This is a genomic window from Thalassolituus sp. UBA2009, assembly GCF_002335285.1.
Lineage (GTDB): Bacteria > Pseudomonadota > Gammaproteobacteria > Pseudomonadales > Oceanobacteraceae > Venatoribacter > Venatoribacter alkanivorans.
Window position 1 is genome coordinate 16,965 of the sequence record NZ_DDCJ01000012.1, and the last position, 25,535, is coordinate 42,499.

Below are 25,535 nucleotides of genomic sequence, written 5' to 3' on the forward strand. Positions count from 1 at the left end.
TGCCCACCAACCTCAAGCATATAAAAAATTGATCAAAGGAACTGATCATGTCTTATTATCGGCGAGCCAAAGCCCCAGGAGGCACATTTTTTTTCACTATTGTAACGGCAAAAAGAAAGCCGTTATTGACAGCGCCTGATGTCCGGCAGGCATTGCGTGAAAGCATCTTACATGTTCGTCAGACTCAACCATTCGATATTGTTGCCTGGGTTCTCTTGCCTGATCATATGCATTGCATCTGGACATTACCTGAGGGTGATTACGATTACTCCAGCCGGATAGGAAAGATAAAAAGGCTGACCAGCAAGCATTTAGGTTATAGCGGTGAAAGAGACTCAGGTCTTTGGCAACGAAGATTCTGGGAGCACCAGATCAGAGATGAGAACGATTTGATTCGTCATGTTGAATATATTTTTATTAATCCCGTTAAGCATGGCTTATGCTCTGCTGTGGCTGAGTGGCCATATTCATCTTTCCATCGCTATGTGAAGCGGGGGATGTATCCGCAAGATTGGGCGAGCAGTGAAAATTTAACAGGTGATTTCGGAGAATGATTTTTTGGTGGGCAGTGCCCACCCTACGGTTGCAATTTAACCTTCGGTGAGCAATGGTATGCTTACGAACTGTGCATCGAAGAGTCGTCTCGTTCAAAGAAACCAGAACGCATTAGAGTGTCATAAAGTAGGGTGGGCAATGCCCACCAGATACAGCAATCTTCAGAAAGCCCACTTACCAATCCGGTCCATATGCAATGTACCCAGATACAGCCCATCCTCTTCCGGCTGCACTGAGGTCACTTCTCCAATAGCAACCGCTGCCTGGTCGTGCAGGCTCTGCAATATTTCACCCTGGGCATTAATCTGCAGAATCAGACCATAAGGCTTGGGTACCGGTGCTAATGATTTTGGCAATTTAGCCAGCTGATTTTTTACCCATGGGTTAGCGTGGAATTTATCCACCAGTTTTGGCCGCAGGCCGTACATGGCAACCCAGTAAGTGCCATCAGCGGCGCGGGCAATGCCATCCGGCAGGCCGGGCAATTTATCCAGCAGGATTTCTTTCCGTCCGGCTTTTGGGCCGGTTAACCAGACCTTGCTGATCTGATAGGTAAAGGTTTCGTTAATCAGTACATAGCTCTGATCGGCCGACACCGCCACGCCATTGGCAAAGGCAAAACCATCGGCCAATAACGTCAGGCTTTTATTCTGTGGATTAAACGCAAATAAACGCCCGGACGGGCGGCCATCAAGAATGTCGAGCACGATATCTTTCAGTGCATAACGGTTACTGGCATCGGAGAAATAAATGGTGCCGTCGGCGCCGATATCCACATCGTCGACAACGCCCAGTTTTTCATTGTTATAGCGGTCGGCCAGCACACTGATTTTGGCGGTCGGGCTCATGCTCAGCAGGCCTTTTTCTGCGTCGGCAATAATCAGATTCTGCTCGCTGTCAAAATGCAGCCCCAGTGGCCGGCCACCTGTGTTAGTCAGCGTTTCCCAATCACTGTACGGGCACTTGCGCAGAATGCTGCCGTCGAGCGTGCCTGTGTATAAGCAACCGAGCTTATCTTTGGCAATATCTTCGCCGCCGGCTTTGCCGGCCGGCAGTTTGGTTATCTGTGTGCTTTGCAGCATATCGTTCGTCGCCAGAACACCGGCGAAGGCCAGAGGACGTGAGGCGTTAACCGCAACAGAGTCGATAGGAGAGGGCCACAAAACAGCGCCGGCCAGCGCCAGTCCGGTGATCAACAGCAGTTTTTTCAGCATCAGAATGTCCTTTTTATTTGATTATGTTGGGCTGAACGCGGGTTGCACAGGGGCAATATTGCCATAGCCGTAACAGGGATATTCAGTGCTGTACGACCTGTCAGGCATATTAATGTTAAAAATATTAAGAAATCAGATGCTTTTTAAGCCATGTTTGGCAAAAATAACGCCTTTGCACCATAGCAGGGCGTTATGCGCGTTGGTGGTGTGCCATTCACGCGTTATACGAGAGCTGTTATGCGTTACGAGTCAGTAAAAGATTTTCTTGATGTTGTTGCTCAGCGAAACCCTGGTCAGCCTGAATATCTGCAGGCCGTTGCTGAGGTGATGGAGAGTCTGTGGCCTTTTATTACCACTCATCCTCATTACGCCGAACAGGGGCTACTGGAACGATTGATTGAGGCTGAGCGTATCATTCAGTTCCGTGTGTCCTGGGTGGACGACAATGGCGATGTGCAGGTTAACCGTGGCTATCGCGTGCAGCACAGTGCTGCCATCGGGCCTTATAAAGGTGGTTTGCGTTTTCATTCGTCGGTGAACCAGTCGGTGCTGAAATTCCTGGCCTTTGAGCAGATGTTCAAAAATGCCCTCACAACCCTGCCAATGGGCGCCGGTAAAGGCGGCTCTGACTTTAATCCAAAGGGTAAAAGCCAGGGCGAGATCATGCGTTTCTGTCAGGCCTTTATCAGCGAACTATACCGCCATATCGGTTCTGATACCGATGTGCCGGCTGGGGATATTGGTGTTGGTGCGCGTGAGATCGGCTACATGGCTGGTATGCTGCGTAAGCTGACTAACCGTTCCGACTGTGTATTTACCGGCAAAGGCCTGAGTTTTGGCGGCTCCTTAATCCGTCCGCAGGCAACAGGTTATGGCACCGTTTATTTTGCTCAGGAAATGCTGCTGCATGCCGGACGTTCACTGGAAGGAATGCGTGTTGGTATTTCCGGTTCCGGCAATGTTGCGCAGTACGCCGTTGAAAAAGCCATGCAGCTGGGCGCGATCGTTGTCTGTGTATCCGACAGCAGCGGTACGGTCTACGACGAAGAAGGCTTTGACGCAGAAAAACTGGCACTGCTGATGAGCATTAAAAATGAGCGCTATGGCCGGGTGGAAGACTATGCCAAAGCCGCGGGTCTGCCTTATATGGCCGGCCGTACGCCATGGCATATTCCGGTGGATGTGGCGCTGCCATGCGCAACCCAGAATGAACTGAATGAAGACGATGCGCAGGCACTGGTTAAAAACGGCGTGCAGTGCATTGCCGAAGGCGCCAACATGCCCTGTACAGCCGAAGCCATCAGTGTGTTTGAACAGAATTCCGTGCTCTTTGCGCCGGGTAAGGCGAGTAACGCCGGTGGTGTGGCAACCTCAGGTCTGGAAATGAGCCAAAACGCCATGCGCCTGTGCTGGACCAGCGAGGAAGTGGATGCCCGCTTGCTGGAAATTATGCAGGGTATTCACCGCGCCTGTCTGAAATACGGCTGCCGTGATGACGGTAACGTAAGCTATGTCGATGGTGCGAACATCGCCGGTTTTGTGAAAGTGGCCGATGCCATGCTGGCGCAGGGCGTTATATGAAGCTAAAAAATAACGGTGCCCTGTAACTGGCCGCCGTTATCGCCGTATTTTATCACCTCGTTCCCACGCTCCTAACACCTCGTTCCAACGCTCCTGCGTTGGAATGCGTACCCGGTTACTGATCGTCTTCTGATCATTTCTGTCGTCTGCTCCGTTGCCGCAAAGCATTAAAAATTTGCTCAGGCAACATCAGCAACAACAAAAGCGGATAACCCAGCGCCGGAAAGAACAACAGCAGCAGTGGCAGGCCAAGAGCGAGAATAAGTACCCACAGCAGCGCCGAGATGAACAGGTAGGTAATGCCGATTTTCACGTCCAGCGTGATCAGCAGGCCTGCCAGCAGCAAAACAAACAATGCTGATGCGGCGGCGCTGACTATCCGCTGGCGGAATGATCGGGGCGGCGGTAACGGTTCCTTCTCTCTGGTCATGTTCACATCCTTGTGTTGTTTGCCCTGTGTTTCGGTCAGCCTTTCAGGCTGTACATGCCGTCGTGCTCCGACACTATGCCAAGTTCCAGCAGTGCTCCCAATACTGACTCTACCTGTTTCCCTGGTTTGCCTTTAAATTGCTGGGTGATGGCGGCAGCAGACAGGTCGCCAATCGCCAGAGCCGCACGCACGGCCGCTACCTGCTCGCGCATATTTTTGGGCCATGCAGCTTTCTTTGCGGCTTTGGGTTTTTCGGCCGGAGTCTCGCTGTCGTCCATCGCCAGATCGGCTTCGGTTTGCTGCGGTGCTGCGCAGTTGGTTTGCTGATCCTGATTTGGGTTCTGATATTCCGGGCGCAGCCAGCGGATATGGCCGTTGGCTTCTTCGGCGGCGCGCTGGGCATTCAGTGCCACTAAACGCTGCAATAACTCTTCTTCGGCGGCGGCCTGTGCGTCTGATTTATCCGGCAGCGGCGTGGTGGCACCGGGCAGGCCAACTAGCTGATCGGCTAAATCATCCCAGCCATAGGCGGCGAATACCGCGCGGTCGAGTTCATCGTGAATTTCGCGCAGTACCGATACCAGGCCTTGTTGGTGAATCACTTTTTCTTTATCGCTGAGCACGTCGCCCGCGCGGATTTTTTCCAGCACGTTGTACATGCCGGTTAAGGTTAATTCCGGAAATTGCGCCTGCTGTTGTTTGCGGTGGGCGTCTAGCCGTTCTGAGAGCATTCGTATCTCATCTTTTTGGTGAGGCGTAAGCTCTGGCAGAGGATATGGCTCGAAGCAAAGAGTGTTGTTATATCGAGGGGTTGGCCCCAAATCAGCTCCTGCGCTTAGCGCCCATAATGTATGTGCTCTGCTAGATAAGATACCAAGCAATAGAGCGTCTTCCGAAGCAATTCCAAAGAGCGATCCATCCCAGAGACAATCAGCAGATATAAAGGTAAATACACGATGTTTGGATGTTTCTAGTGTTGCTATATAACGGGATAGGCCTTTGAGTCCATTTCGAATGACTGGACGATCCCAAGCAAACTTCCACCATTGCTCTCGGATTGATTTGCGAGGATTTTTATCTCTCAGAGGTTTAACTTCAGTTAAAACTTTTTGATAAGCAATAGGAGATATACTTTTAGCTTCCTGTTCACTGAGTCCAAAAAAATCGATAGCTATACGACCTTTGGTTCCGTTAAGTATATCCTTAGGCCCCATAATGACTCTTTTGATTGGCATTTTCGTAACAGGGTTTTGCTCACTGATACTTTCTCCCTTCGTAATATAGAATCCATCACCAACCAATTTTATTCCTTGCCCTGATAGTCCTCGATTTGATATGAGTCGAGTCGTAGAGGATATGTTCACTCCGAGACTTAAATCAGGATTAATTTTTCCCATTTTGGAATCAAATTCAACACGATATTCGTCCGAACCCGTAGATGACTCACTTCGAACAGACAAGTAGTTCCCTGAATGGTTTCCTAGTGTGGCTACGTTAATGGATATTCTAACTGCGGCCCCGTCTCCAGAATCCACCCAAGGGTGATCTGGTATCGTGAAGACGAGTGATATTGGATGGTTTTTATCTGTAATGTAGGTTTCAAGAAGTCTTCTATTGAAACTTTGTTTGATACTGTTTGTAGTGATAAAGCCAAACTTTCGAACTTCTTCATTTCTAATTTTTTGTGCTGCGATATTCCACCAATACATAACAAAATCGATTGATTCGGGCACTTCATTCCAGGTGTTACGTACGGCATCAACATACCCATCACCCAAGGCAGTGCGCATGCGTTTGTTTCCAATAAACGGCGGGTTGCCGACAATATAATCGGCTTTGGGCCACTCGGCCTTGCGCGGGTTGATATAGCGGTATTGCTCCACCTGTGCGCGTTCGTCCGGAATGGGTTCGCCGGTAATGGGGCTGGGTTTGTAGGTAATACCATCCCAGCGGGTTTGCGGAATGCCGGCGTCGTTGGTAATCACTTCCTGCTTTTCGTAAGTAATTAACGCATCGCGGTTTTCGATATTGTGGAAGTCGCGCAGCACGGGTTCGGGCGGGTTTACCTTGCCATGGGTGCGGAAGTGCCATTGCAGGTAACCAATCCACAGCACCATTTCGGCAATGCGGGAGGCGCGCGGGTTAATTTCCAGGCCTAAAAACTGGTGCGGGTCGACCGTTACACCTTCCAGTTCCAGCAGGCCTTGTGACTCACCTAAATCGTGCAGCAGGTTGAGCACTTCACCTTCGAGACGTTTCATATGCTCCAGCGTGACGTACAAAAAGTTGCCGCTGCCACAGGCCGGGTCGAGCACGCGGATATCGCACAGGTGTTTATGAAAGGCGCGCACTTCGGCGACGGCTTCTTTGTGTTTGCCTTGCTGTTCGTAGGTTAAGGCGGCGGTCTGGGTTTCCTGCCATTCGTCGCGTAAGGGCTCAATAATGGTGGGCAGTACCAGCCGTTCGACATAGGCGCGAGGCGTATAGTGCGCGCCTAATTTGTGGCGCTCGCGTGGGTTTAACGCGCGCTCCAGCAGGGTGCCGAAAATGGCCGGTTCTACATAACGCCAGTCGGCTTTGGCGGCGTTTAATAACAGTTCCATCTGGTCGCGGTTTAATGGAATGGCGTGGGCGCTGGCAAACAGGCCGCCGTTAAATTTCAGTACGGTGCTTTCCAGAATGGGTGAGAAGCCGCCGCTGTTCATGGTTTGCCACAGCTGCTCGAGCATGGGGGCAAAAATATCGGGCTTATTCTGCAGGCGTGTGAGTAATTCGGTAAAGCTGCGCTCGGGCAGCAGGCCCACGTCTTCCGAGAACATGGTAAACAGGGCGCGCATTAAAAAATCTGCGACCATTTGCGGCCCGTTGCCATCGGCTTCTAATGATTTAGCCAGCTTAGCCAGTTGGTCGGCAATGTCGCGGGTGACTTTGGCCGAATGGCGGCTGGGGTCGAGGCTGAGCGGGTTTAACCAGACGGTGCGCAGGCGTTGTTGTATTTCGGGTTTGTGTAAATCGGTAAGGCCTATGCGGTGGCTGCGGGCGTCGGGGTAAGGCGTGTAGGTGGCGCCCGAGCGGCTGAACTCGGAGTACAGCTCAATGCTGCGGCCAACGTCGGTGACAATAATAAACGGTGGGCGGCCTTCGTCGGCGGGCAGGGCGCGGGCGTATTGGTCGGCCTGATTGTGGGCGCGCAGCATGGCTTTGTCCCAGCCGCTCGATTCCAGATTCAGCCCGCTTTGTTTGGCTTCCAGTACAAAGCAGCCACGCTTGTACAGGTCGATAAAACCGTTGCTGTCGGTGCCGTCGGCTTTGCGGATAATGACGCGCCGTTCAAATACATAAGCGTTATCGCGCGTATCGTCGCCGGCGGGGTCGGCTTTGGGCAACTCCAGCAGCTCACACAGTTCCAGTAAAAACAGCTGGTAGTTTGCCCGCTCTGTGCCACCGCCTTCCTTCCAGCGGCTAATAAAAGCTTCTGTTTTTTCGTGGTCGATGGGCCTTACATCCATGCGGGTACTGCTCCTGAGCGTTTTATTAATCGGCGAAGCCTAACGGCAGATAACCGGTCTGGCAACCGAAACAAAAACGCCCCGCTCAGGGGCTACCTGGCGGGGCGATTATTCGCGGGCATGGCCCGCTCCTACGGTGGTTACACCAGCAGATAACCACCATCAACGTTAATGGCAGCACCGGTGGTGTAGCTGGAAGCATCAGAGGCCAGATACAGAACGGTGCCTGCCATTTCTTCCGGCATCGCAACACGCTTCATCGGAATATGCATCATCGCCATTTTCAGGATGGCGTCGTTGCTGGTCAGGGTGCTGGCGAATTTGGTATCGGTCAGACCCGGCAGCAGGGCATTTACGCGGATACCCAGTTGCGCACATTCTTTGGCGAAGGTTTTGGTCATGGCAATAACGGATGCTTTGGTGATGGAGTAAATACCCTGCATATCACCCGGAATCACGCCGTTAACAGAAGCAACGTTAACGATGGAGCCACCGCCGTTTTTCTTCATTAATTTTGCGCCCATCGACGACATAAAGAAGTAACCACGGATATTCACATCAACGGTTTTCTGGAAAGCGTCCAGACCGGTATCCAGCACGTGGCCGAAGTATGGGTTGGCGGCCGCGTTATTAATCAGAATATTCAGCTTGCCATGTTTTTCTTCAATAGCTTTGAAGCAGGCTTCAATCTGATCCATTTCACCGATATGGCAGGCCAGTGCTTCAGCGCTGCCGCCGGCTTCTTTAATTTCGTCAGCAACACGCTGGCAACCGTCGATTTTACGGCTGGAAACAATAACGTGTGCGCCGCTTGCGGCCAGCAGTTTGGCAATGCTTTCGCCGATACCACGGCTGGCGCCGGTAACCAGAGCAACACGGCCAGACAGGTTAAACAGTTCTTGTGGGTTCATTATGGACTCCCTTTTTATGCTTCTCAGCGATACGTCAGAAAATGTTTTCCGGCCTGAGCCAGATGTTGTTGTTCGTTAAACGATGCCAGGCTGACTTTCCCCTTACTGTTATACAGCAATTGGGTAATGCCACCATTCAGCAGCGTCCAGTTCATATCAAAAGCTTTATCGTGGGTTAAACCAAGGCACTGCTGGGCAATGGCGGTAATAGGGCCGCCGGAGGTAAATACCACCACATGCTTGCCCTCAGCCCGGGTCAGTAATTCCTCTAAGGCGGCTGTTACCCGTCCGGTAAATGCCGTCCAGGATTCCAGATAATCGCTGTCGTGATTGCCGCTGGTCCAGCGCTCAACCGCGTTAGCAAATAATTCCTGAAAGGCTTTACGTTTGTTGGGCTGAGCCAGAATCCAGGCGCCCAGCACCGCTTTATTTTTAAATTGCGGGTAAGCACAGGCGATCACATCGTCGGAATCAAATTCATTGAATCCGGCCATCTCGCTGACCGGGCCGAAGGTATGCCAGTGCTTCTGCGCACCCTGCATGGTTTCGCGATGGCGCTGCATCGCGCCATGCACAACCATGCCGGCCTCAATACCGCGCAGCGCCAGCGATTTACCGACTAATTCGCCCTGCAGGTGACCGGTGTCAGAAAGCTGATCGTAATTCAGCTTACCGAAGCCGGCCTGACCGTGACGTACCAGATAAATACCGGCCATTATTTAAAACCAGCCTTACGGGCTTTTTTCATAATGCGGTTACAGCGCCAGTTCAGGTAATGAACAAATAACCAGAAATTTTTAAAGGCCGGGTTATCGGTTTGCTTATGGTGATAGCGGTAATAAATCTGCTGCACGATGACGGCCAGACGGAATAATCCGAACACTTCGTAAAATGGCCAGAGCTTCGCATCCAGTCCCATTTTTTCGCAGTAATAATCGACAATTTCCTGCCGTGTCAGCATGCCGGGTAAATGGCTTGGCTGACGGCGGATCGCACGCATTAAAAAGTCGTCGTCGGCCTGAACCCAATAAGCCAGAGCGCCGCCGAGATCCATTAACGGATCACCGAGAGTGGCCATTTCCCAGTCCAGCACGCCGATAATTTCGCCGGGGTTATCCGGATTAAGCACGACGTTATCCATACGGTAATCGTTATGAATAATGCAGGTTTTTACATCCGCCGGCATATTGGCCTTCAGCCATTGCATGGTTTTGTTAAAGCTGGGGACATTCCAGGTTTTGGATTTAACAAAACGGCTGCTCCAGCCTTCAACCTGACGCTGCACATAGCCTGCACCTTTGCCCAGATCGTCCAGGCCATTGGCCTGATAATCGACCTGATGCAGGTCGATCAGTTTGTCGAATACCGAAATACAGAGTGCGCGCGCCTGTTCTTTGCTGAGGCTCATGCCGCGTGGCAGATTGCCGCGCGGAATAATGCCGCGCATGCGTTCCATTACGTAGAAGTCGCTGCCCAGTACGCTGTCGTCTTCGCAGAAGGCGATCATTTTCGGCACGAAGGGGTACACAGGTTTAAGACGATCCATCACGCTGTATTCGCGTTTCATATCGTGCGCCCCGGCGGCTTTGTGGCCGGCCGGTGGGCGACGCAGAATCAGATCGTTATTGCTGTACTGGTCGGCGTATTTGAGGTGATAGGTCAGGTTCGATGCGCCACCGGAAAACTGCTTAACGGCAGGTAGTTCGTCACCATAGTCATGGCCCTGCGCTTTCAGCCAGTTGTGCACGGCCTGAATATCAAAGGCATCGCTGTCACGCAGTGCCCTGGCTTCATCGATAAACTGTTCACTCATATCAGGCGTCCTTTCCCTCTTTAAAGGCTTTGCGCTGATCTTCGCGCTTCTTCAGGCCCAGCGCCATTTTGTCCATCTCGCGACGGTAGAGGAATGGCAGGTACTGCTTGATGAAATAGGCGCGACGGCCAACCGGATGCGGATTGCAGATCATCTGCTTTTTCACCATTGCCTGGTAAGCCGCGTCGGCAATGTCTTCGGCATCCAGTGCGGAAGCGGCGAACACTTTATCGACAAACTTCAGCATATCCGGGTCGGAGGTTTTCATGCCGTGGTTGAGGTTGGTGCGGAAGAAGCCCGGACACAGGGCGGTGGTGCCGATGCCGTAAGGCTTAAGCTCGAAATGCATGGTTTCGGAGATGGCAACCACGGCCGCTTTGGTGGCGTTGTAAGAGGCCATCGACGGCGCTTTCATCAGGCCGGCCAGTGAGGCAACGTTAATAAAATAACCGCTGCCCTGTTCTTTCATCATTGGCGTGAAGGTACGGCAGCCAAGGGCGACGCCTTTCAGGTTAATGTCGATCACCCAATCCCACCAGGCCCATTCACCGGCTTCGATACGGTCACCGGTCGCTACGCCGGCGTTGTTAATCACAACGTCGATACCGCCCCAGCGTTTTTTCACTTCCTGTTCGAGCAGGGCCCACTGTTCCGGGACGGTGACGTTCAGTTCGTAGATCCAGCCTTTACCGCCGGCCTGTTCGACCATGTTCAGGGTTTCGGCTGCACCGCCCATATTGATATCTGCAATGCAGATGTCTGCGCCTGTTTTAGCAAACCGCAGAGCCAGTGCCCGGCCCAGTCCGCTTGCGGCGCCGGTGATCAGTACCTTTTTCATCCCGTATCCTCAAATGCAACAGCGGCTGAAGACGCCGCTGGAATGATTCTGATTGTGTTGTGTGCTTAATGGCCTGTTAAGGGGCGTTTGTGACATAAGTCTGGGAGTGCCGGCTGCTTACCGGCACTCCGGCAACGCCTCAGGCTTCTTTCATATATTTTTTGTATTTCATCATTTCGATCTTGGCGATCAGACCGCGGTGCACTTCGTCCGGACCATCGGCCAGACGCAGGGCGCGGGCGGCGGTATACAGGCCAGCCAGCGGCAGATCTTCAGACAGACCACCACCACCATGCATCTGCATGGCCGCATCGATGATCTGCTGCGCCATATTCGGAGCGATCACTTTGATCTGAGAGATTTCACTCATCGCCCCCATGGCACCGACTTTGTCGATCATCCAGGCGGCTTTCATGACCAGCAGACGGGCCTGCTCGATGTTCATTCGGGCGTTGGCGATGATGTCGCGGTTACCACCCAGGTTCATCAGTGGTTTGTGGAAAGCGGTACGGCTGGCGGCGCGGATACACATCAGTTCCAGCGCTTTTTCCGCCATGCCGATCAGACGCATGCAGTGGTGGATACGGCCAGGTCCAAGGCGGCCCTGAGCAATTTCGAAACCACGGCCGGGGCCGGCGATCATATTGCTCAGTGGTACGCGCACGTTATCGAAGCTGACTTCGCCGTGGCCGTAGGGCTCATCGTAGAAGCCGAATACCGGCAGCATACGCTCGATTTTTACGCCCGGCGCATCGAACGGGAACAGCACCATAGAATGCTGCTGGTGACGCGGTGCATCGGGGTTGGTAAGGCCCATAAAAATACCGACTTTGCAGTTCGGATGGCCAATACCTGTGCTCCACCATTTGCGGCCGTTAAGCACAACTTCGTCACCTTCGACGGTGGCCGTGGCTTCCATATTGGTGGCGTCAGAGGAGGCGACCCCTGGCTCGGTCATACAGAAAGCGGAACGGATTTCACCGGCCAGCAGCGGCTTCAGCCATTGCTCCTGCTGTTCCGGTGTACCGTATTTTTCCAGCACTTCCATATTGCCGGTGTCGGGCGCGTTGCAGTTAAAAATTTCCGGAGCGATAAAAGAACGGCCGGTCAGCTCGGCCACAGCGGCGTATTCCTGAGTGCTCAGACCGGCACCATAGTGTTCGTCCGGCAGGAACATATTCCACAGGCCAGCTGCTTTAGCTTTGGCTTTCAGTTCTTCGATGATGGGCAGTACCACCCACTTGTTATCCAGGCTGTGCAGCTCGCGCAGGTAGTCTTCTTCAACCGGTTCGATTTCATTTTTTATGAAAGCTTTAACGCGTTTGATGTAGTCCTGTGCTTTGGCTGAATGTTCAAAATCCATAGGAATGCTCCGTAGAGTGGATGGTTAATACAGCCAGTCTACGGAGGCTTTTGATATGTATGAACTGAATAATCTGAATTGCTTGGTATTCATGGCGCTTATGTATTAGCCAGGCGCAATGCCCTGTTATGTCGCGCTGCGATGATGGTTACGGCCATTCTGTTTGGCCTGATACAGCGCCTGATCGGCAGCTGAAAGGATGCTTTCCAGGCTGTTGTGATTGCGTGCCAGATAACTGCCGGCGCTGAGGGTCAGGGCGATGGGCTGCTGCTGGTCGTCGAGTACTTCCTGCTGTGCGGCAACAGCCTGGCACAGCCGCTCTCCCAGCTGATCAAGCAGTTGCTGGTCATCGGTGCGGATCAGGATCAGGAATTCATCGCCCCCCCAGCGTGCAGCATGATCGTAAGGGCGCAGCAGATCGGTAATGATACTGGCGGTGGTCATCAGCGCCTGGTCACCACAGGCATGACCGTAACGATCATTAATGCTTTTGAAATGATCGAGATCCAGCCAGATCAGGCCAAAGGGTTCTCCTTCCCGTTGCAGGCGCTGGTATTCAAGGCTGAGTTGCTGGGTCATGCCACGACGGTTAAGCAGGCCGGTAAGGGTATCGGTCTGGGTCAGGCGCTCCAGCGCTTCGGTTCTTTCCCGGACTTTCTGCTCCAGTTCACTGCGCGCCAGCAGAGTACTGGCTGCCATTTCCTGAAAATGACGCAGCAGCCGGCCGACTTCACCGGCGCGGTGGCGTGGCAGCAGCGGCACGGTGTGCTGCCCGGAGCGCAGCTGGCCGATGGCATCTTCGAGCAGGGAAAGTGGCTTAAGGACGTAACGGTTAAGAGCGATATGAAACAGCAGCAGCGCCAGCAGCAGGCTCAGGCCGGCGGCAATAAATATGCTGTTAAAGGTGCTGAGTGGCAGCAGGGTATTGAGATCGAGCAGGGTGATTTCATACCAGTCGATCTCGGGCAGATAGATCACTCCGGCCAGATAACGCTGCTGCTCTATGGTGAGATACATGCTGCCGACCTGCCCGGGGTTGTGCATAACCTGCGGCAGTAACTCCTGCAGCTGCGCGCGTTCCCGCGGATCACTCAGCAGCTGCTGGATGGTTTTCTTGTCGCTTGCCTGCTTGGTGATGCTGGCAAAATCAATCTGGCTGGGGTCACGGGATACCTGTATCGCGCCTTCATGGTCAAAAAACAGATTACTGATACCGGGCTCGGTCTGGCTCACAACCTGCTCGATAAAGGTGGTGAGGTCGAGACCAGTGCCGACCACGCCCAGCACGTGTTCACCATCGCGCAGCAATACATCGATCCACAGCTTGGTGACGCCCAGCGGAATATCCGGATTCACATTCAGGTGAATATCGCGGTTTTGCCCGATGATGCTGTAAAACCAGCGGTCGTTGGGATTATCGGCGCGCAGGGTGTAGCGGTATTCGGCCCCGGCAAACTCGTTGGCGGCATTGTTATGGTAATAATCGCCGGATTCGCGCAGGGCGACAAAATAGCTCTGGTCGGCAAAGTTATGGCGGAAGGTCTCCATCTCGGCCAGTGCCTGTGCCTTTAATTGCGGGTCGTCAGGCTGGCGGGCCCAGGCACGTAATATCTGGGAATCGGCCAACTGCCGGGCAAGGGTAACTTCGCGGATGATTGGCTGCAGGGTGCGGGTTTTCTCCAGTTTTACCTGGGTTTCAAAGTGGCGCAGCGCCCATTCCTGCATAATCCCCAAAGCAATCTGCTGGGTGAGCAGCCACAGGCCTGCACCGCTCAGCGCGATCAGAACGGTGGTCAGCAGCAAAAACCGGGGGCGAAGATTCATGTTATATCCTGATTCATTAATGCATAAAGGATAGGCGTTTACGGCCACATCGTGCGGTTAAGGATATAACTGGTTACAAATTTCCGGCAGACGGAAACAGCGTAACCCATGCCAGCGGCTAAAGTGATAGACAGACAACATTATGGGGATGCCGCTATTTCTCCGGATCAGAGCAAGGTCCCGCTGCTGGGCCATGATGCCAGTGTTCTGCGCTCAAAGCGTTTGTTGCAGATCACCAGTCTGACGCTGATGGGTCTGCTGCTGGCGGCATTTGTGGCTACAGGGCATACGCAGCTGACAGTACTGGCTGGCTGTGCTGTGTTGGTGTTGGCCGGTTGGTTTGCTCATCAGCAGCAGCCTGGTATTGCCGCCAATATTCTTCTTTGGGCGCTGACGGCTATGCTGTCGGTGCTGGCCTGGCACTCCGGAGGCGTGCGCGATATGGCGGTGCTGGGTTATCCCGGCGTACTGATCTTTGCCGCCATTCTGGGCAATGTGCGGCTGTTTTCGGGGTTGTTGTTTTTTATTGTCAGCTATTGCTCGCTGATGGCCGGGCTGACGATTACTGGTTACTTTCATCCTTTTCTGCCGGAAGTCGAATTCAAACATCTGATTTTTACCGATGTGATCCTGCTTATTACCGGTTTCAGCGCTTACCTGTTATTACGTGATCAGCGCCGTCTGATGGATGGACTCAGGGAGGAAAATCAGCGGGTACGGAACAGCCAGAAGACCATTGCCCGGCTGGCCAGCCAGGATCAGCTGACCGGTTTATCTAACCGCCGCTTTGCTGAAGAATCTTATACCCGGTTATATCAGCAATGTTTGCGTGACGAGCATCCACTGGCGGTGCTTTTTCTGGATCTGGATAGTTTTAAACCGGTGAATGATTCACTTGGGCATGCCGCCGGCGATTTACTGCTGCAGCAGCTCGCCGGACGTTTGCAGGCACTCAGTCGTCCTGATGATGTGCTGTGCCGTTTTGGCGGTGATGAATTTCTGCTGATGGCGGCACTGGATGGCGATGACGATCAGCTGACCCGGCTGGCGCAAAGTATGACTGCAGCAGCAACCACTCCCTTTTTTATTATGCAGACCCAGATCGAAATCTCCGGATCGGTTGGGGTTGCTCTGGCTCCGGAGCACGGCACGGAATTCAACACCCTGTGTAAGTATGCGGATCTGGCGATGTATCAGGCCAAGCATGAGGGGCGCAATGTTTTCCGCATATACAATGATGATATGGGCCGCGCCAATATCGATAAATTCAATCTGATGACGCAAATCCGTCAGGCATTAAAAGACAAACAATTCCGCCTGTTTTATCAGCCCAAAATTGATATCAGCAATGGCCGGGTCTGTGGTGTTGAGGCGTTGATCCGCTGGCCACAGGCGGATGGTTCTTACATTACACCGGATGAATTTATTCCGCTGGCCGAGAGCAGTGGTGTTATTGCGGATATCGGCCACTGGGTATTACAGGAAGCCTGCGCGGCCTGTACGCGCTGGCGCCGGGAGGGACATTACGGGGTGGGGGTTGCGGTTAATTTATCTTATGTGCAATTCCGTGATGGCTCACTGGAGCGCAATGTACAGCAAGTATTGCAGCAGTCCGGCTTGCCATCGTCGGCGCTGGAGCTGGAGTTAACCGAATCGATGTTAATCGGTGAAGGCGATGATATCAGCCGTCAGCTAAGTACGATTCATAGTATGGGAGTGTCTTTTGCCATCGATGATTTTGGCACCGGTTACTCCAACCTGGGTTACCTGCGCCGCTTTAATGCCTCGCGGCTGAAAATTGATAAATCCTTTATTACAGCTCTGAGTGTCTCACAACGGGATGAGCCTCTGGTGCGTGCCATTATCCAGATGGCCGCCAGTCTGGGGTTACAGTCGGTTGCCGAAGGGGTGGAAGACGAAGCAACGCTGAACCTGTTAAAACAACTGGGGTGTGATGAAGCTCAGGGCTATTTCTGGTCGCAGGCACTGCCCGAGCATGAACTAATAGAATGGCTGAACGCTCATAACAGCCATCAGGAGTTACCGCATTCATCGGAATTGTGACAGACTCAAAGCTTTTCAATAATCAGCCGGAGTCTGTGTGAAACGACGTACTTTGCTTAAAACAGCAGTTGCTGTTCCTCTGGTTCTGGCAGGTGGTGCCGCAGGCGTTAGTGCTGTTGCCCGGAGTAAGGAATATGATCTGTCAGGGTTACTGCAGGAATTGCAGGCACTTAATGGTCAGCGTTTACGCAGTGGTACGGCCTGGTCGGTGAGTGAGGTTTTTCAGCACTGCGCACAAAGTATCCGCGGTTCAATGGATGGCTATCCTCAGCATTATTCTTCCGTGTTTAAACATACCGCCGGCAGTGCGGCGCTGGCGGTATTCCGTGCCGCGGGTTCCATGCGTCACAATCTGACCGAAGGTCTGCCGGGTATGGTGGCAGCCGATCCGGCGCTGGAACAGGAGCTGGCATTGCAGAGGTTGCTGGTGGCTCTGCAGGATTTTATGGCTTACAGCGCAGAGCTGGCGCCCCATTTTGCGTATGGTGAACTGGATAAAACAGCCTATGCGGCTGCGCATGAACTGCATATCCGCAATCACCTGCAGCAGATATTTCCCGCCTGATTTTCTGCACCAGAATGTACGGGGCTTAATAATCTGCCCCGTTCTGATGCACGATATTTTCTTTTTTGCGCTTAAACCGCGCGCATATTTTCTGCGTTATTCCTGATTTTTTCAGAGGCTGGTTACAGCAAGCCCGCCAATACCGTGGTTTTGGCCCACATTACGCTGACATAGTAAAAACTGGCACGACTGTCGCTCTGTAGCTTGTATACAAGGTTGAACACACTGGCAGTGCTATGAGCGACATCACATCAGAAAAATCGGGAAAATCATTACTGGGCTGGAGTCTTGGTGACTGGAATCAGGCCTATCGTAACGGCGCTAATGCCAGTGAATTGCTGAATGCATTACGGGCAGAAGTGCATCAGCAGGAAAGCTGCAACGGCGTGCTGAAAGAAGGCAGCGTCTGGATTGAACTGGCCAGCGAGCAGCAACTGGGAGCGCAGTTAATTCAGTTGCAGCAATTACTGGATGCCGCCGATGGCGATATGCAGGCGCTGCCGTTATACGGCGTTCCTTTTGCGGTAAAAGACAATATCGACGTTGCCGGTTTTGCGACAACCGCAGCCTGTCCGGAGTTTGCTTATGAGCCACCGGCGGATGCCACCGTGGTGCGTTTGCTGCGTAATGCCGGTGCCATTGTATTGGGCAAAACCAACCTCGATCAGTTTGCCACCGGGCTGGTGGGCAGCCGTTCACCCTATGGTGCGGTGGCTAATCCATTTAATGAAAACTATATCAGTGGTGGTTCCAGCTCAGGTTCTGCGGTTGCGGTTGCGCGCGGTTATGTGCCTTTTTCATTGGGTACCGACACTGCGGGCTCTGGTCGTATTCCGGCAGGCTTTAATCATATTGTCGGGTTGAAAGCCAGTAAGGGGGCGCTCAGTACTCAGGGGGTTGTACCGGCATGCCGCAGTCTGGATTGTGTTTCTGTTTTTGCGTTAAACACCCTCGATGCCGAGCGCATTTTTGCATTGGCCGCACAATTTGATGCGCAGGATGCGTATTCCCGCCCAGTGGGCAACCCGCCATTAAAAACCATCCGCCGGCTGGCGGTACCGGCCGAGATGCCATGGTTTGGTGATGACGTACAGCAGGCTGCATTCACAGCGGCTTTGGCAAAAGCTGAAAGCCTTGGCTTTGAATTAATCACCACCGATTTTTCGCCGTTATCTGAACTGGCTGCGCTGCTCTATCAGGGCCCCTGGGTGGCGGAACGTTATGCCGCTGTGGGCGAATTTATTCAGCAGGATTTACCCGGCATTAATCCGGTGGTGAAAAGTATTATTGCCGGTGGTAACAGCGGAACAGCGGTTCAGGCCTTTAATGCCGAGTACCGGCGTATGGAACTGCTGCGGGAAATTCAGCAGTTATTTCAGGGCTTCGATGCACTGCTTGTTCCTACCGCACCCTGCTTTCCAACTCTTGCAGAGGTCGAAGCCGAGCCGGTTAAGGTCAACAGCCAACTGGGTACTTATACCAATTTTGTTAATCTGGCCGATTTATGTGCCATCGCTTTACCGGCCAATTTACGCAGCGATGGGCTGCCTTTCGGTATCACGGTTATTGCACCAGCCTTCAGTGAAAATGCATTACTGACTTTTGCTGCGCACTGGCAGGCGGCGCTGCGTTTACCACAGGCGCCGGTATTACTTGGCGCACGCGATGACGAATCGGTGGTGGTTGCGGTGGTCGGCGCCCATTTAACCGGTATGCCGCTGAATCATCAGCTGACCAGCCGTGATGCAATATTGCTGGAGCAAACGCTGAGTGCCAAAAAATACCAGCTTTATGCCCTGGCCAATACAGTGCCGCCAAAGCCAGGCCTGGTGCGCATTAATGATGCATTACTGAATAGTGGCTCTGAAACAGGGCATCAAATCATTGTCGAATTGTGGCGAATGGACGTTGCCGCTTTCGGCAGTTTTGTTGCGGAAATTCCACAGCCCTTGGGAATCGGCACGCTGGAGTTAGCCGATGGCCGCCTGGTAAAAGGCTTTATCTGTGAACCGGAAGCGGTGGCCAGTGCAACCCATATCAGCGGGTTCGGTGGCTGGCGTGCGTATATCGCTCATCTGAAATCCCAGAGCGGAAATTAAGCATGTATCCAACGGATACTGAAGAAAAAAAGCGCCCACTGAATCTGGCCGAACGGATTTATCAGCAACTGAAAAACGATATCTTCGATTTCCAGTTGCTGCCCGGTGATCGCTTCAGTGAGAACGAAATTGCCAGGCGTATGCAGGCCAGTCGTACTCCGGTACGTGAAGCACTGTACCGGCTGGAGCGCGATGGGTTTGTGCAGGTGCATTTCCGCAGTGGCTGGCAGGTCCGGCCCTTTGATTTCCGTTATTTTGAAGACTTATACGACGTTCGCACCCTGCTCGAAGTGGCTGCGGTAAAACGCCTATGTGGACGCGCCGGTCTTAAAGAACAGCTGGCCGGTCTACTGACGCTTTGGTGCTGCCATGAAGGCCAGCGGCTGAACGACAGTTCGCTGCTGGCAGAGATGGATGAAGACTTTCATTTTGCTCTGCTGGCGCTCAGCGGGAATCAGGAAATGGCGGCGATTCACCGTATGGTGTGTGAACGTCTGCGCATTATCCGCCGGCTGGATTTCACCCAGCAGGGGCGTATTAAAGCGACCTATGATGAGCACTCTCATATTCTGAATTTAATGCTGAATGGCAACGCAGAAGAAGCGGCCGGTTTTCTCAGCCAGCATATCGATGTCAGTAAAAATACCGTGCGCCATATTACCCTGCACCGCATTCAGGCAGCGAAGAGCCGCTACAACATTAATATCAGAGCAGATTAATGATTTATCCGGCCTGCACCAATGCGGTGAATATTTAAAAGCAGCTGAGCAATAACGGTGCGTGAATTTTCGGTAATGCGGGTTTATTCCTGTATATGGCACCTTGCTGGCTGAAAACTCTTAAAAAACAATTGGTTATAAGTTGGTACAGGCTTTGCTCTACAGGGAATGCTAACTCATAAATGGAGCTGATCAGCAGTAATCGGACTCCGGATAAAATCAAAGTACATTAAGGACGGACTCAAGATGAAAAAACTGGGATTAAACACGCTGTCAAAAGCGACCAAAGTTCTGGCGATGACCACTCTGGCTGCTGGTATCAGTCTTGCCAATGCCGCCGATACCATTAAGGTCGGTGTTCTGCATTCATTATCCGGCACCATGGCCATTTCTGAGACCACGCTGAAAGACACCGTGCTGATGATGGTGGAAGAGCAGAATAAAAAAGGCGGTCTGCTGGGCAAGCAACTGGAAGCTGTGGTAGTCGACCCTGCCTCTAACTGGCCTTTATTCGCGGAAAAAACCCGTGAGCTGCTGGAGAAAGATAAGGTCGATGTGATTTTCGGCTGCTGGACTTCCGTTTCCCGTAAGTCTGTTTTACCAGTTGTAGAAGAGCTGAACGGTCTGCTGTTTTACCCGGTTCAGTATGAAGGTGAAGAGTCTTCAAAAAATGTTTTCTATACCGGTGCGGCGCCTAACCAGCAGGCTATTCCGGCCGTTGATTATCTGATGAATGACGTTGGCGTTAAGCGCTGGGTTCTGGCCGGTACCGACTACGTTTATCCACGTACCACCAATAAAATTCTGGAAAGCTATCTGAAGTCGAAAGGCGTTGCTGCTAAAGACATCATGATTAATTACACACCGTTCGGTCATTCTGACTGGCAGACCATTGTCTCTGACATTAAAAAATTCGGCAGCGCCGGTGTTAAAACCGCAGTGGTTTCCACCATTAATGGTGATGCCAACGTTCCTTTCTATAAAGAACTGGCGAACCAGGGTGTAAGCGCGGAAGACATTCCGGTGGTTGCCTTCTCGGTAGGTGAAGAAGAACTGTCTGGTTTCGATACCAAGCCTCTGGTTGGTCACCTGGCCGCCTGGAACTACTTTATGAGCGCTGATGGTAAAGAGAACGATGCCTTTATCAAACAATGGCACAGTTTCACCAAAGACGATAAACGCGTAACCAACGATCCGATGGAAGCAACCTATATCGGTTTCAATATGTGGACCAAAGCGGTGGAAAAAGCCGGTACTGCTGACGTCAGCAAAGTACAGGATGCCATGATCGGTATTTCTGTTCCTAACCTGACCGGTGGTATGGCGGTGATGAATAAAAATCACCACTTGTCCAAGCCGGTACTGATTGGCGAAATTCAGGAAGATGGCCAGTTTGATATCGTCTGGCAGACTGAAGGTGTGGTACCGGGTGATGCCTGGACTGACTACCTGCCTGAAAGCAAAAACCTGATCTCTGACTGGACTGCACCAATCAACTGCGGCAACTACAACACAGCAACCAAAACCTGTGGTGGCGCCGTAGCGGCCGAGTAAGCCCGACCCGCTGCACGTTTGCCGGCGTTAATATAACGCTGCGCAGGCGTGCAGTTCCTTTCCAACAGGATGTTCCCATGTTCACATTATTCAGACGTGTTTTTTTCGCCGTCTTATTACTTTCTGCCAGCCATAATCTACTGGCAAACAATGCTGAAACTCAGCCTTCTCTGGCAGAGCTCAGTCAGCAATTAATCAGTGCAAACTATAAAGAAAAAGCGGCGCTGGCCGAGCAGATTGCACTGGCTGAAGATGATCAGGCCATTGTTATTTTGCAGGCATTACTCGACAGCCGCCTGTATTACGTTAAAAGTAACGGGCAATTGTTACTGGTCGACAGTTCCGGTGAGCCGGACAGTGCGCAGGATGCCTTTACCCTGCAAGCCGTCACCGGGCTGGGTAAGCGCGATATTAAAAAAATTGGTGTTAATAATTCATTGCGGGTTGCCTTACGCAGCCTGATTTCCCGCGCACAGATTTCATCGAAGCATAAATCACAGCGCATGGCGGCTGCACAGAATCTGCTGAAAAGCAGTGATGATATCGACCGGGCATTTATTGATCAGGCACTGCAGCGGGAAACTGACAATTCTGTGGCTGAGGTTCTGCACCTGGTACGCGCGTTGATGCAACTGAAAGCCGATCAGACTGAAGAGCGGATTGAGGGGCTTACCGCATTGGATGGTGCACTGTATCCGGAAGTGCGTGCCGGACTGAGTGAATTTATCCGCAGTTTCAGTGATGAAGAAAAGCTGTCACGTAAAAATGAATACCAGCTGGCGCAAACCACACTGACCGATATCGAAAAACTGGTCAGCATTAATGGCTATATCGAGAATCTGTATTTTGGTCTGGCGCTGGGCGCGGTCTTGCTGCTGGCAGCTATTGGTCTGGCCATCACGTTCGGCGTGATGGGCGTTATTAATATGGCCCACGGCGAAATGATAATGCTCGGTGCCTATACCACCTATGTGGTGCAGTTGCTGATGCCGGAGCATATCGGCTTATCACTGGTCGTGGCCGTGCCTGCAGCATTTCTGGTCAGTGGGTTAGTTGGCGTGCTGATTGAACGCAGCGTGATCCGCCATTTATATGGCCGTCCGCTGGAAACCTTATTGGCGACCTTTGGTATCAGTCTGATTCTGCAGCAGGCTGTGCGTTCGATTTTCAGTCCGTTAAACCGTGAAGTGGCCACGCCAGACTGGATGGCCGGTACTTTTATGATTAACCCGGCGCTGGAGCTGACCTGGAACCGTCTGTACATCATTATTTTCAGCCTGATGGTGCTGGCGGTATTGGCACTGGTATTAAAGCGCACCTTGTTTGGTCTGCAGATGCGCGCGGTCACCATGAACCGGCCGATGGCAAGCTCAATGGGTATTAAAACCGGCTGGGTCGATGCGCTGACCTTTGGTCTGGGTTCCGGCATTGCCGGGATTGCCGGCGTTGCCTTATCACAGCTGACCAACGTCGGCCCGAATCTTGGGCAGGCGTATATTATCGATTCCTTTATGGTTGTGGTCTTTGGTGGTGTTGGCAATTTATGGGGCACGCTGGTCGGCGCTATGACGCTGGGTGTGGCCAATAAAATCTTCGAACCATTAGCCGGTGCTGTTCTGGCAAAAATTATGGTGCTGGTATTTATCATTCTGTTTATCCAGAAACGGCCACGCGGATTATTCGCGCTCAAAGGCCGTGCTGTGGATAACGGTTAAGGGGCAGGAATATGACACAGACAAAACAATTAGGCCCTTTAACCCGTTTGCTGATGAACGATGCCGCAGGACGAAAATTACTGCTGGTACTGGTGCTGATGGCGGTGTTTATTCCGCTCAGTAATCTGTTATTACCGGAAGGATCATTCTTCCACGTATCGACTTACACCATGACACTGCTGGGCAAATACCTGTGTTATGCCCTGCTGGCGATTGCGGTGGATTTAATCTGGGGCTACTGCGGTATTTTAAGTCTGGGCCATGGTGCATTTTTTGCGCTGGGTGGTTATGCCATGGGCATGTATCTGATGCGTCAGATTGGCGACCGCGGTGTGTACGGTAATCCTGAATTGCCTGATTTTATGGTATTCCTTAACTGGACGGAGCTGCCATGGTACTGGCTTGGCTTTGACCAGTTCTGGTTTGCCATGCTGATGGTGCTGCTGGCGCCGGGCATTCTTGCTTTTGTGTTCGGCGCGCTGGCATTCCGTTCGCGGGTAACCGGGGTGTATCTGTCGATTATTACCCAGGCGCTGACCTATGCCTTGTTGCTGGCGTTTTTCCGCAATGATATGGGCTTTGGTGGCAATAATGGTTTAACCGACTTTAAAGATATTCTCGGTTACAGCCTGCAGTCGGATAATACCCGTGCAGTGCTCTTTGTGGCCTCGGTGCTGGCTTTAATACTGGGTTATTTAATCAGCCGCTTTATTGTCACTTCCAAACTCGGAAGGGTGCTGGTAGCTATCCGTGATTCGGAATCCCGTGCACGCTTCCTCGGTTACCGGGTTGAGCATTACAAGCTGTTTGTCTTTGTGGTGTCGTCGATGCTGGCCGGTGTGGCCGGAGCCTTATACGTACCTCAGGTCGGCATTATTAATCCGGGCGAATTTGCGCCGATTAATTCCATTGAAATTATTATCTGGGTGGCGGTGGGTGGCCGCGGCACACTGTTTGGTGCGGTGATTGGTGCCATGCTGGTGAATTATGCCAAGACCTATTTCACAGGTGCCTTTGCTGAACTCTGGCTGTTTATGCTGGGTGGCTTGTTTGTGCTGACCACACTGTATCTGCCGAAAGGCGTGGTGGGCTTATGGGCACAGCTGAAAGAAAAATATCAGCAGAAAAAACATCAGGCAGAAGCTGAAGACAATCCGCCGGCGTTGAATACTGAAACGCAAAGCAAGGCTGCACCTGAGCAGCAGGATAAACTGAACTTTGTGCAGGGAGAAAAAGTATGAGCCTGCAAACGCCAAAACATATTGATAACCCATCGGTACTTTATATGGACGGTGTCAGTGTCAGCTTTGATGGTTTTAAAGCGTTGAATTCGTTATCCATGGTCATCGCTCCGGGTGAAATGCGCGCCATTATCGGCCCGAACGGCGCCGGTAAAACCACCATGATGGATGTGATTACCGGTAAAACCCGCCCCGATACCGGCACCATTATCTTTACCGATAATGCCAACAGTCAGCACGACCTGACCCGCTTTGATGAAGCGGATGTCGCCAACCTCGGCGTCGGCCGTAAATTCCAGAAGCCGAGTGTGATCGAAAGCCTGACGGTATTTGAGAATCTGGAAATGTCGCTGAAAGGCGGGCGCAGTATCTGGCAGGCGTTGCTGCATAAACTGACCGCCGAAAAAGCACAGAAGCTGGATGAGATTCTGGACATGATCGATCTGGCGGATAAACGCGATGAACTGGCCGGTAATTTATCCCATGGTCAGAAGCAGTGGCTGGAAATCGGCATGCTGCTCGGACAGGAACCACAGCTGTTGCTGATCGATGAACCGGCCGCCGGTATGACCGATGAAGAAACCATGAAGACCGCTGAATTGTTTAAGCGCCTGGCGCAGAAACATTCATTAATGGTGGTAGAACACGATATGGATTTTATCGAAGCACTCGACTGCAAGGTCACTGTGCTGCACGAAGGTCATGTGCTGGCGGAAGGTTCGCTGGCAACGGTGAAAGCCAATCCACAGGTGATCGAAGTCTATCTGGGACGCTGATCCGGTACGGAGGATTATTGGATGTTAAATGTAAACCAACTGGATGTTTCCTATGGCGCGAGTCAGGCGCTGTATAACGTCTGCATGAGTGCCGCTGTCGGTAAGGTTACCTGTGTACTGGGACGTAACGGTGTGGGCAAAACCACGTTAATGAAAGCGCTGTCGGGCCACCTGAGTGCCGGTAAAGGGGATATTCAGTGGCAGGGTAAGTCGCTGAACGGCATCGCTCCCTTTGATCGGGCGCGTCAGGGCATTGCCTATGTGCCGCAGGGGCGAGATATTTTTTCTCAGCTGACGGTGGAAGAAAATCTGCAGACGGCATTTTCAGCGCTGCCGAAAAGTCAGCGCCGTATTGACCCGGAAATCTATTCGTTATTTCCGGTGCTGCAGCAAATGCTGAAACGCCGTGGCGGTGATTTATCCGGCGGACAGCAACAACAACTGGCGATTGCCCGGGCGTTATTGCTGAAACCCAAACTGCTGATTCTGGATGAACCGACCGAAGGGATTCAGCCCTCCATTATTAAAGACATCGGCAGTGTGATTAAGCTGCTGCGTGATCGCGGCGAAATGGCCATTGTGCTGGTTGAGCAATATCTTGATTTTGCCGCCGAACTTGCGGATGAGTTTATTATTCTGGAGCGGGGGCGGGTGGTGGCATCCGGCGCTGGCAGCGAGTTAGCCAGCTCGCAGCAGGCGAAAGAGCTGCTGGCGATTTAGCGCGGATGCAGATGCACTAATAGAAAAAAGCCGGAGCATGCTCC

At 52.3% G+C, this 25,535-nt stretch carries 20 protein-coding genes; 11 read left to right on the plus strand and 9 right to left on the minus strand.

What is annotated here, in order from left to right; all coding sequences use genetic code 11:
- The first annotated feature begins 47 nt into the window (after positions 1–47).
- Positions 48–554 (plus strand): REP-associated tyrosine transposase, encoded by a 507-nt coding sequence (locus tag B3P58_RS01295; RefSeq protein ID WP_286715487.1) that lies wholly within the window; start codon positions 48–50, stop codon positions 552–554.
- Between the two features lie 162 nt (positions 555–716).
- Here the strand turns inward: B3P58_RS01295 and B3P58_RS01300 are convergent, their stop codons facing one another.
- Positions 717–1,769 carry an SMP-30/gluconolactonase/LRE family protein gene (locus B3P58_RS01300; protein ID WP_286715490.1) on the minus strand — a complete coding sequence of 351 codons (1,053 nt, stop codon included), beginning with the start codon at positions 1,767–1,769 and terminating at the stop codon, positions 717–719.
- A gap of 237 nt (positions 1,770–2,006) precedes the next feature.
- On the opposite strand from B3P58_RS01300, the gene gdhA reads away from it, so the two are divergent.
- Entirely contained in the window at positions 2,007–3,350 is a 1,344-nt protein-coding gene (gdhA, locus tag B3P58_RS01305) for an NADP-specific glutamate dehydrogenase (protein WP_286715494.1), read from the plus strand.
- A 133-nt stretch (positions 3,351–3,483) separates the two neighbouring features.
- Here gdhA and B3P58_RS01310 read toward each other — a convergent pair whose 3' ends face one another.
- The 8 genes from B3P58_RS01310 to B3P58_RS01345 form a co-directional block, all read right to left on the minus strand.
- Positions 3,484–3,780, minus strand: coding sequence for a hypothetical protein (locus B3P58_RS01310; RefSeq protein ID WP_286715497.1), 297 nt, complete (start codon positions 3,778–3,780; stop codon positions 3,484–3,486).
- 35 nt (positions 3,781–3,815) lie between these two features.
- Positions 3,816–7,289, minus strand: coding sequence for a class I SAM-dependent DNA methyltransferase (locus tag B3P58_RS01315; protein ID WP_286715500.1), 3,474 nt, complete (start codon positions 7,287–7,289; stop codon positions 3,816–3,818).
- A 140-nt stretch (positions 7,290–7,429) separates the two neighbouring features.
- The gene (locus B3P58_RS01320) at positions 7,430–8,200 is read right to left on the minus strand and encodes an SDR family oxidoreductase (protein ID WP_230331342.1); all 771 of its coding nucleotides are present in this window, start codon (positions 8,198–8,200) and stop codon (positions 7,430–7,432) included.
- Between the two features lie 23 nt (positions 8,201–8,223).
- A complete protein-coding gene (locus tag B3P58_RS01325) occupies positions 8,224–8,916 on the minus strand; it encodes a histidine phosphatase family protein (protein ID WP_145467081.1) in 693 nt (230 codons plus the stop codon).
- On the minus strand, positions 8,916–10,013 hold the full coding sequence (locus tag B3P58_RS01330; protein ID WP_286715505.1) for a phosphotransferase family protein: 1,098 nt from the start codon (positions 10,011–10,013) through the stop codon (positions 8,916–8,918). Before B3P58_RS01330 ends, B3P58_RS01325 begins: the two co-directional genes overlap by 1 nt.
- 1 nt (position 10,014) lies before the next feature.
- The gene (locus B3P58_RS01335) at positions 10,015–10,851 is read right to left on the minus strand and encodes an SDR family oxidoreductase (RefSeq protein ID WP_145467077.1); all 837 of its coding nucleotides are present in this window, start codon (positions 10,849–10,851) and stop codon (positions 10,015–10,017) included.
- A gap of 139 nt (positions 10,852–10,990) precedes the next feature.
- Positions 10,991–12,214 (minus strand): acyl-CoA dehydrogenase family protein, encoded by a 1,224-nt coding sequence (locus B3P58_RS01340; protein WP_286715508.1) that lies wholly within the window; start codon positions 12,212–12,214, stop codon positions 10,991–10,993.
- 126 nt (positions 12,215–12,340) lie between these two features.
- Positions 12,341–14,038, minus strand: a complete 1,698-nt coding sequence (locus B3P58_RS01345; RefSeq protein ID WP_286715510.1) for a GGDEF domain-containing protein — start codon at positions 14,036–14,038, stop codon at positions 12,341–12,343.
- A gap of 108 nt (positions 14,039–14,146) precedes the next feature.
- On the opposite strand from B3P58_RS01345, the gene B3P58_RS01350 reads away from it, so the two are divergent.
- The 9 genes from B3P58_RS01350 to urtE all read left to right on the plus strand — a co-directional run bounded on the left by B3P58_RS01350 (position 14,147) and on the right by urtE (position 25,491).
- Positions 14,147–16,102, plus strand: a complete 1,956-nt coding sequence (locus tag B3P58_RS01350) for a putative bifunctional diguanylate cyclase/phosphodiesterase (protein WP_286715512.1) — start codon at positions 14,147–14,149, stop codon at positions 16,100–16,102.
- Positions 16,103–16,139: 37 nt separating this feature from the next.
- Positions 16,140–16,667 carry a DUF1569 domain-containing protein gene (locus tag B3P58_RS01355; protein ID WP_286715515.1) on the plus strand — a complete coding sequence of 176 codons (528 nt, stop codon included), beginning with the start codon at positions 16,140–16,142 and terminating at the stop codon, positions 16,665–16,667.
- Between the two features lie 236 nt (positions 16,668–16,903).
- Positions 16,904–18,766 carry an allophanate hydrolase gene (gene atzF / locus B3P58_RS01360; RefSeq protein WP_286715517.1) on the plus strand — a complete coding sequence of 621 codons (1,863 nt, stop codon included), beginning with the start codon at positions 16,904–16,906 and terminating at the stop codon, positions 18,764–18,766.
- Positions 18,767–18,768: 2 nt separating this feature from the next.
- On the plus strand, positions 18,769–19,485 hold the full coding sequence (locus tag B3P58_RS01365) for a GntR family transcriptional regulator (protein ID WP_286715519.1): 717 nt from the start codon (positions 18,769–18,771) through the stop codon (positions 19,483–19,485).
- A gap of 297 nt (positions 19,486–19,782) precedes the next feature.
- Entirely contained in the window at positions 19,783–21,039 is a 1,257-nt protein-coding gene (gene urtA / locus B3P58_RS01370; protein ID WP_230331379.1) for an urea ABC transporter substrate-binding protein, read from the plus strand.
- 77 nt (positions 21,040–21,116) lie between these two features.
- Positions 21,117–22,754 carry an urea ABC transporter permease subunit UrtB gene (gene urtB, locus B3P58_RS01375; protein WP_286715521.1) on the plus strand — a complete coding sequence of 546 codons (1,638 nt, stop codon included), beginning with the start codon at positions 21,117–21,119 and terminating at the stop codon, positions 22,752–22,754.
- 11 nt (positions 22,755–22,765) lie between these two features.
- Positions 22,766–23,995 (plus strand): urea ABC transporter permease subunit UrtC, encoded by a 1,230-nt coding sequence (gene urtC / locus B3P58_RS01380; protein ID WP_286715523.1) that lies wholly within the window; start codon positions 22,766–22,768, stop codon positions 23,993–23,995.
- The gene (gene urtD, locus B3P58_RS01385) at positions 23,992–24,771 is read left to right on the plus strand and encodes an urea ABC transporter ATP-binding protein UrtD (RefSeq protein ID WP_286715525.1); all 780 of its coding nucleotides are present in this window, start codon (positions 23,992–23,994) and stop codon (positions 24,769–24,771) included. The genes urtC and urtD overlap by 4 nt, the downstream gene beginning before the upstream one ends.
- A 21-nt stretch (positions 24,772–24,792) precedes the next feature.
- Positions 24,793–25,491: an urea ABC transporter ATP-binding subunit UrtE gene (gene urtE / locus B3P58_RS01390; RefSeq protein WP_145467058.1), complete on the plus strand. Its 699-nt coding sequence runs from the start codon at positions 24,793–24,795 to the stop codon at positions 25,489–25,491.
- The last annotated feature ends 44 nt before the right edge of the window (positions 25,492–25,535 follow it).

Excerpts from the sequence above, each read along its gene's own strand:
- B3P58_RS01310 (WP_286715497.1), bottom strand. The coding sequence starts at position 3,780 with ATGACCAGAGAGAAGGAACCGTTACCGCCGCCCCGATCATTCCGCCAG.
- B3P58_RS01345 (WP_286715510.1), bottom strand. The coding sequence starts at position 14,038 with ATGAATCTTCGCCCCCGGTTTTTGCTGCTGACCACCGTTCTGATCGCG.
- urtB (WP_286715521.1), top strand. The coding sequence starts at position 21,117 with ATGTTCACATTATTCAGACGTGTTTTTTTCGCCGTCTTATTACTTTCT.
- atzF (WP_286715517.1), top strand. The coding sequence starts at position 16,904 with ATGAGCGACATCACATCAGAAAAATCGGGAAAATCATTACTGGGCTGG.
- B3P58_RS01365 (WP_286715519.1), top strand. The coding sequence starts at position 18,769 with ATGTATCCAACGGATACTGAAGAAAAAAAGCGCCCACTGAATCTGGCC.
- B3P58_RS01320 (WP_230331342.1), bottom strand. The coding sequence starts at position 8,200 with ATGAACCCACAAGAACTGTTTAACCTGTCTGGCCGTGTTGCTCTGGTT.
- gdhA (WP_286715494.1), top strand. The coding sequence starts at position 2,007 with ATGCGTTACGAGTCAGTAAAAGATTTTCTTGATGTTGTTGCTCAGCGA.
- B3P58_RS01335 (WP_145467077.1), bottom strand. The coding sequence starts at position 10,851 with ATGAAAAAGGTACTGATCACCGGCGCCGCAAGCGGACTGGGCCGGGCA.
- B3P58_RS01350 (WP_286715512.1), top strand. The coding sequence starts at position 14,147 with ATGCCAGCGGCTAAAGTGATAGACAGACAACATTATGGGGATGCCGCT.
- urtE (WP_145467058.1), top strand. The coding sequence starts at position 24,793 with ATGTTAAATGTAAACCAACTGGATGTTTCCTATGGCGCGAGTCAGGCG.
- urtA (WP_230331379.1), top strand. The coding sequence starts at position 19,783 with ATGACCACTCTGGCTGCTGGTATCAGTCTTGCCAATGCCGCCGATACC.
- urtD (WP_286715525.1), top strand. The coding sequence starts at position 23,992 with ATGAGCCTGCAAACGCCAAAACATATTGATAACCCATCGGTACTTTAT.
- B3P58_RS01300 (WP_286715490.1), bottom strand. The coding sequence starts at position 1,769 with ATGCTGAAAAAACTGCTGTTGATCACCGGACTGGCGCTGGCCGGCGCT.
- B3P58_RS01325 (WP_145467081.1), bottom strand. The coding sequence starts at position 8,916 with ATGGCCGGTATTTATCTGGTACGTCACGGTCAGGCCGGCTTCGGTAAG.
- B3P58_RS01295 (WP_286715487.1), top strand. The coding sequence starts at position 48 with ATGTCTTATTATCGGCGAGCCAAAGCCCCAGGAGGCACATTTTTTTTC.
- B3P58_RS01315 (WP_286715500.1), bottom strand. The coding sequence starts at position 7,289 with ATGGATGTAAGGCCCATCGACCACGAAAAAACAGAAGCTTTTATTAGC.
- B3P58_RS01330 (WP_286715505.1), bottom strand. The coding sequence starts at position 10,013 with ATGAGTGAACAGTTTATCGATGAAGCCAGGGCACTGCGTGACAGCGAT.
- B3P58_RS01340 (WP_286715508.1), bottom strand. The coding sequence starts at position 12,214 with ATGGATTTTGAACATTCAGCCAAAGCACAGGACTACATCAAACGCGTT.
- urtC (WP_286715523.1), top strand. The coding sequence starts at position 22,766 with ATGACACAGACAAAACAATTAGGCCCTTTAACCCGTTTGCTGATGAAC.